The following is a 5,815-nucleotide window of genomic DNA, read 5'->3' on the forward strand; positions in this document are numbered from 1 at the left end:
CGCACTGCACGATCACGGACTTCGGGCGGGAACTGCTTGGGCATAGTCACTATCTTTCTCAAAGAAGATAGCGGCATCAAACCCGGGACGGTTCATGCACAAGAGTCTTCTGTTTGTGAATGGGAGGATATTAACGTGATGGATAACCTCAAGCCACGCCGGCCGGACGCTGCAGAGGTTGAGCTGATCGGAGGTATCGAGAACCGCCAGCTCGGCCTGAAGAACTACGACGATCGTTGGCCCAGCATGTACCTCGATCACCAGCGCCGGATTGGCGCTGCGCTTTCGGCAACAGAGGTCGGAATCGAACACATTGGGTCGACTTCAGTCCCTGGGCTGGCAGCGAAACCAATCATCGACATCGTTGTGACAGTTCAGGACATCACCGCGGAGGAGGACTACCTCGATGTACTAGTGGCGGCCGGTTACGAGCTCAGGGTTCGCGAGCCAGGGCACCGCATGGTGCGCACGCCAGCACGCGACGTGCATGTGCACATTCTCGAGAGAGGCGATCCTGCCGTTGATGACTACCTTCTGCTCCGCGACCAATTACGCACGGATGCAGACGACCGCGCCCTCTACGAACGCAACAAACGGGTTCTGCTCACTCAAGCCTGGGACGACATGAATGCGTACGCGGAGGCCAAGAGTGAAGTGATCTCAGCGATTAAGGCTCGTGCCCGAGGCAGGCGCGCGTAGCGTCCGATGAAGGATCCTTACCGCGACGTTAAAGACATCGCCGAGGATCTTCGGTGGGTAAACGACGACGCCCTCGGACGCCGATTCGAGGCGATTAGCGTTTCTGGTGAGGGTGTAGGTCGATGCGCTGGGATGGGGTGATGCTGAAATCCCTGAACCGGGCGCGGAGTCCACCGCGTTCTGGTGAGCACATCATCATCCCGACCTGGCAGGAGACTTCGAGTGGCAGGTGCCCAAGGCGCAGCATGCGCCACTGTCCTATCATCCCTTGGGGATGAAGGTACTGGGTCCGAAGGGCATTGCCTTGGCGGGTTACCTGCATCGTTATCTCGTCCGGGGTACTCGGCAGCGACGTTACGGACCAGTCCGACGTTTCATGGGTGATCACGGTGCTGAGGTGGAGTGCCTCATCTGTGTACTCGACACCGGTTTTCATCCAGGTTCGCTTGTTGGCTCGAACCATGAGTCCGGCTTGGTCGTAGAGCGTCGTGAAGTCGCCGGATATCCTCACCGTAGCCGTGAAGTCACCCACCACCTCACGGTGGAGGAAGTGCCCTGTGTCGTGCGTGAAGCCGTAGAAAGTTTCCCGCCAGAAATCTGTGTCGTGATCAGAGACCACGGTGAGTTCGTTCGGGTTGTTCTCCCATTGGGCTGGTTCATTCAGCCAGATCATGTTCTCGAGCATCATCATCCTGTTTCGGGTGGTGGGCGGTATTCGCGGTATTCGCAATGTGCGGTGGCGAGGAGGGATCGGTGAGCTTCCGCCGGATCCGCAGGAGGACCGGCGTGAGGGCAAGTAGGAGCGCACACAGGGCCGCTATGGCGGCCATCGCTGCGCGCAGTCCGGCGGCTTCGGACCACAGTCCTACATAGACGGGGCCCAAGAGGAATCCAAGGTAGGAAATCGTGGTGAGTAGGGAAGTTGCCCGTCCGCGGGTGGCGTCTTCGGTGGAGCGGGAGACGATACCCAGCAACGTTGGGTACAGCACTGCTGTGCCGGCGGCGGCTACTGCCAGGCCAATCAAGGCCACGATAACGTTTGGTGCGCCCGCGAGTATCGTCGCACCGACACTGGCTGCGGTGGCGCCGAGGACCAGGGTTCTTGTTGCGTGGGCCGGTTGTAGTCCTCCGGTGCTGAAGCGTGTGATGGCGACGACGGCAGCGAATATTGCGGGAGCGGCCGAGCTCAGGGCCGCCCCGGTGCCTAGTTCGTCTTCGAAGAACACGGCCGCCCAGCTCTGATGGGCATTCTCGCTAGCAAAGGCCATCGCCCCAAGAATTCCCACCAGCAAGATCGGCAGAACAGGAATACCTGAAGCGGGGTCGGCGCGGCGATGACGCAGGTCGCCCGTTTCCGCCCTAATGCGCTGTCGAGCGCTGGGCACTTCAGCAGAAGAAGAAGAAGCATGGAGCAGATACCCGCTGGCGATCATTGACGCGGCAATAACCAGAACGAAGGAGAACGTAGTGCCGGCGCCCAGCGCAGTCAACCGGCCTGCAACAAGGCTGGAGACCACCACGAATGCGGAGAACATGCCATGGGAGCGGGTGATCACTGGTGTGGCAGCAAGCTGTTCCGCGGATCCTGCCGCCGAATTGATCGCCACGTCGGCCGCACCACTGGCCGCACCAACCAGGAGCAACCCGAAGCACAGGCTGGCGAATCCCGTTGCGGCAAGGGCCACGATCAGTCCGGAGGCCCCCAGCAGAATGAGTGTGACGGCCGCGGTGATCCGCACTCCGAAGCGGTCAATGATCCTGCCGGTCAGAAGCATCGCCGGCAGCGCCCCGGCTCCGATGAACAACAGTGCCGTGCCGAGCTGCCCGTCCGAAATGCCGGCTTGGGACCTGATTCTTGGAATACTCGCACCCCAGGTGCCCCAGAAAACACCGAACGCTGCAAAGGACGCATAGGACGCCCACGCCAACCTATGAGCGGACTGCGATGAGGAACGAATCATATGTGTAACGATACACAAGTAGGCTGGTCCTATGTCACCTGCAGCACCGGAATCCAAAATCACCCTCAGTGAGGTAGCCCGCGAGGCTGGAGTCTCGGTGATGACCGCTTCCTACACCTACAGCACGCCCTCCCGCGTCTCGGCGGCGTCCCGGGAGAAAGTCCTTACCGCCGCCGAGGTGCTCGGATATCCAGGGCCCGACCCCAGCGCCCGGTCGCTGCGCACGGGAACCAGCGGCGCTCTCGGGGTCGTTCTGGGAGAGACCCTGCCTTACGCCTTCGATGACCCCCAGGCGACATGCTTTCTTGCCGGGATCGCAGATGTCTGTGCGGAACATGGTTTGGCCATGACCATTCTCCCGACCAACGGATCTGCTGACGATGATCAGCGCATCCGCGCAGCAGCGGTAGATGCCTTCGTTGTGTGGACCACGACGGACGATGACCCGGTACTTGAGGCCCTTGCCCTGACTGGGAGGCCAGCCATCATCCATGCCGGACCAAAGAAAAAGGCATTCGGTCTGGTGGGCATCGACGATCGCGCCGCTGCACAAGCGGTCGCAGCATTAGGCCTACAACAGAGCCAACGCCCTGCCATCATCACCTTTCCCTTCACCAAGGAAAGAGTCGAGATGATCAGCATGGGTCCTGACCCGGCGACAGCGACGTTCCCCGTCACGCGTAACCGGCTCCTGGGATACCAGGACGCACTCACCGCGGCAGGGTTCCAATGGGAGAATGTTGAAGTGGCTTCTTGCTCCATCAACAGTTTTGGTGAAGGAGTACGAGCCGCCGGCCGATTGCTGGCTCGCCCGAATCCTCCAGACACCATTCTCGCGATGAGTGATGAATTAGCCCTGGGAACTTTAGAGGCCGCATCGAAAGCCGGCATTCACGTTCCAGGGAGCCTTGCCGTGACGGGCTGGGATGCCTCCGATGCCGCGTCAGTGAAACAGGTGACCACCGTTCAACAGAACCTTCGCCAACAAGGCGCCGCATGCGCCCTAGCCGCCATCACCGGCGCTTCTTCACCTGCACCACACTCATGGCAACTCATCACCGGAAAAACAACACGATATACACCGGAGCTTGTCCTGGGGTGACCCGCATCCAACAGTGTCCGGTAGAGGATCGGCTTGCGGGCTAAGTCATGCACGGCAGCCACGTCCCCAGGCAGAAAGAAGAGAGTGCAGAGGAATGATCTATAAGCTGGCCCGCGATGAGTACCGTGGCAAGAAGCTGCGCCGGCTGCGTGGCTCCCAGGAACCAGGAACCGGCAACCTCAACATCCATCACATGTCGCATGATCAGCCCAAATAGCGGGGCTGGTGAGAAGCGCCCGCGGAAGCGTCGGTCGCAGCGCAGGAAGATGCTGGAGCGCAGAGTGCCAATCGTGTTCGCGGTCATCGTTCTGCTGGCGCTGGGGGTGGGGGTGACCCATAACTACCTGGTGCACCGACCCAGAGTCGAAGCACAGGTCACAGCCCGGGTGGAGTCCAAGGGCGGAAAGGTTCTGCTCATCAATCATGCTCCGAGGCGACCGAGAGAGCCCGGGTATGCCGTAGTCGTGTTTGACGGCCGGAAGAGCCGCTGCGCGCTGGACCTTCTGAAACAAGATCCTGCCGTGTTCCAGTGCGACCCTGCTGTGATCGTCAAATGATGGATCTCCGAAGGAAGAGTCCTGATGAAAAGCTCCGCGCACGCTTACCAAACTCACGACTTTGCTGCCCGCGTGTCTGGTGCGGCGCCACTGTCTGTTCGTTAGCCGATCGGCTACCGGGGCATTTACCCGTAGCTTGCCTAGACTCGAACGCATGGTCAACGTGGTCAGCGATGCGTATTCGAGCAGGGCGGGGGAATACGTTGAACGCTTCGCTTCAATGGCGGCCATGCACCCTTCAGATCGTCAACTGGTGGCGACTTGGGCGGATGGTGTCGAGGGTGCGGTACTCGACGCCGGCTGCGGTCCGGGGCATTGGACGAACTTTCTCAACGAAACTGGGATTCCTGCACTCGGAGTGGATCTGGTTCCCGAGTTCATCGAGCACGCCCGCGTTGCCTATCCCGGCATTCCGTTCCGGACAGGCAGCCTCGACGCTCTTGATGTCAGTACCGGGACAATTGGTGGAGTGCTCGCTTGGTACTCACTGATCCACCATGAGCCAGACACGATCCGCACTCCTCTCTTGGAATTCCAGCGAGTCCTCAGCCCTGGGGGCGCCCTGCTGATCGGGTTCTTCGATGGTCACACCGTCGAGAAGTTCGATCATGCCGTCGTACCGGCATACCAGTGGCCCGTGAGTGACCTCTGCGAGGAGCTAGTAGCCGCGGGCTTCGACGTCCTTGAGAGGCACGCAAGGACAACGACCGGGCAGCGATCTCATGGGGCAATTCTCGCCCTCCGCTGAGGTGTCCGGTGAAGGATCCTCTACCGGGCAGTGTTGCGATCAAGCGAAAGACTAGAAATCTACTTGAAGGACTCGGGTACTGGACCCAAAAGAGGTTGCGCATCCGCAGGGTTGCGGTAGGACGACTCCCAGGGCAATCGTCCCGTGGAGTCACTCCAAATTGCTTGTAGGGCCTTTACTTCGCCGTACACGTCTGCCACCGCTGTCAGTCCCGTGATGTTTTCTACCGAGATGAAAGCGATGGGAGCAGGAGGTTCGGTGAGGTCGGTGGTGATGCTTCCCGGGATGAAGCGCTTACCTGCTTTCACCTCTTCACCCATGAGGTTCAGGAAGGCTTGAGCCACCTCGAACGGCAGGCCCTCCATAACAATCTCCGGATGCTCAAGGGCAGTCAGGCCAACGGTGTAGGAAAAGGCAGCCTCATCACCCGCGCCGACATGACGTACCGCCCACCCGTGCTCTTCAATCAACGACAGCAGTTGATTGAAGACGGGGTCACTGCTGTCCTTATGTTTCACGGACTCAATCTAGCAACGCTGTGAAAGCTCTGTCGCCAGCAGCGTCCATCGCCCGCACGCCCGGATGGGGATCGGCCTTCGGGCACTTATGCGCACCGAGCGATCACAAAGCCCCGCCACGTAGCGATCAAATTTTGAACCGTACCGGGTTTGATGCCGCTTCCTTTTTTGTGAAGGATAGCGATTATGCCCAAGCGATACCCCGAGGATCAGCGTGAGCGTGCCGTGCG

At 60.1% G+C, this 5,815-nt stretch carries 9 protein-coding genes; 5 read left to right on the forward strand and 4 right to left on the reverse strand.

Annotated features, from left to right (window positions below; all coding sequences use genetic code 11):
* A partial coding sequence (locus ABIB51_RS22835) for a GrpB family protein (RefSeq protein WP_354191659.1) occupies window positions 1–699 on the forward strand: 699 nt, incomplete at its 5' end.
* A 94-nt stretch (window positions 700–793) separates the two neighbouring features.
* Here the strand turns inward: ABIB51_RS22835 and ABIB51_RS22840 are convergent.
* Together ABIB51_RS22840 and ABIB51_RS22845 are read right to left on the reverse strand one after the other, a co-directional pair.
* Window positions 794–1,390 (reverse strand): DUF1349 domain-containing protein, encoded by a 597-nt coding sequence (locus ABIB51_RS22840; protein WP_354191660.1) that lies wholly within the window; start codon window positions 1,388–1,390, stop codon window positions 794–796.
* Complete coding sequence (locus ABIB51_RS22845; RefSeq protein ID WP_354191661.1) at window positions 1,356–2,723, reverse strand: MFS transporter; 1,368 nt, start codon at window positions 2,721–2,723, stop codon at window positions 1,356–1,358. Before ABIB51_RS22845 ends, ABIB51_RS22840 begins: the two co-directional genes overlap by 35 nt.
* Here ABIB51_RS22845 and ABIB51_RS22850 point away from each other — a divergent pair.
* The 4 genes from ABIB51_RS22850 (at window position 2,692) to ABIB51_RS22865 (ending at window position 5,067) form a co-directional block, all read left to right on the forward strand.
* Window positions 2,692–3,762 carry a LacI family DNA-binding transcriptional regulator gene (locus ABIB51_RS22850; protein ID WP_354191663.1) on the forward strand — a complete coding sequence of 357 codons (1,071 nt, stop codon included), beginning with the start codon at window positions 2,692–2,694 and terminating at the stop codon, window positions 3,760–3,762. The two genes, ABIB51_RS22845 and ABIB51_RS22850, sit on opposite strands and share 32 nt — an antisense overlap.
* 94 nt (window positions 3,763–3,856) lie before the next feature.
* Complete coding sequence (locus tag ABIB51_RS22855; RefSeq protein WP_354191665.1) at window positions 3,857–3,979, forward strand: hypothetical protein; 123 nt, start codon at window positions 3,857–3,859, stop codon at window positions 3,977–3,979.
* A 73-nt stretch (window positions 3,980–4,052) separates the two neighbouring features.
* Window positions 4,053–4,319 carry a hypothetical protein gene (locus tag ABIB51_RS22860; protein WP_354191666.1) on the forward strand — a complete coding sequence of 89 codons (267 nt, stop codon included), beginning with the start codon at window positions 4,053–4,055 and terminating at the stop codon, window positions 4,317–4,319.
* A 154-nt stretch (window positions 4,320–4,473) separates the two neighbouring features.
* Complete coding sequence (locus ABIB51_RS22865) at window positions 4,474–5,067, forward strand: class I SAM-dependent methyltransferase (RefSeq protein ID WP_354191667.1); 594 nt, start codon at window positions 4,474–4,476, stop codon at window positions 5,065–5,067.
* 59 nt (window positions 5,068–5,126) lie between these two features.
* Here ABIB51_RS22865 and ABIB51_RS22870 read toward each other — a convergent pair whose 3' ends face one another.
* Together ABIB51_RS22870 and ABIB51_RS22875 are read right to left on the reverse strand one after the other, a co-directional pair.
* Complete coding sequence (locus ABIB51_RS22870) at window positions 5,127–5,585, reverse strand: DUF4262 domain-containing protein (RefSeq protein ID WP_354191668.1); 459 nt, start codon at window positions 5,583–5,585, stop codon at window positions 5,127–5,129.
* Between the two features lie 9 nt (window positions 5,586–5,594).
* The coding region (locus tag ABIB51_RS22875) for a hypothetical protein (RefSeq protein ID WP_354191669.1) at window positions 5,595–5,815 on the reverse strand (221 nt) is incomplete at its 5' end.

The sequence above is a fragment of the Arthrobacter sp. UYCu712 genome, assembly GCF_040547005.1.
Taxonomy (GTDB): domain Bacteria; phylum Actinomycetota; class Actinomycetes; order Actinomycetales; family Micrococcaceae; genus Arthrobacter.

What these genes read in the sequence shown, in the direction of transcription:
- ABIB51_RS22865 (WP_354191667.1), top strand. Translation starts at nt 4,474, where the DNA reads ATGGTCAACGTGGTCAGCGATGCGTATTCGAGCAGGGCGGGGGAATAC.
- ABIB51_RS22840 (WP_354191660.1), bottom strand. Translation starts at nt 1,390, where the DNA reads ATGATGATGCTCGAGAACATGATCTGGCTGAATGAACCAGCCCAATGG.
- ABIB51_RS22850 (WP_354191663.1), top strand. Translation starts at nt 2,692, where the DNA reads ATGTCACCTGCAGCACCGGAATCCAAAATCACCCTCAGTGAGGTAGCC.
- ABIB51_RS22855 (WP_354191665.1), top strand. Translation starts at nt 3,857, where the DNA reads ATGATCTATAAGCTGGCCCGCGATGAGTACCGTGGCAAGAAGCTGCGC.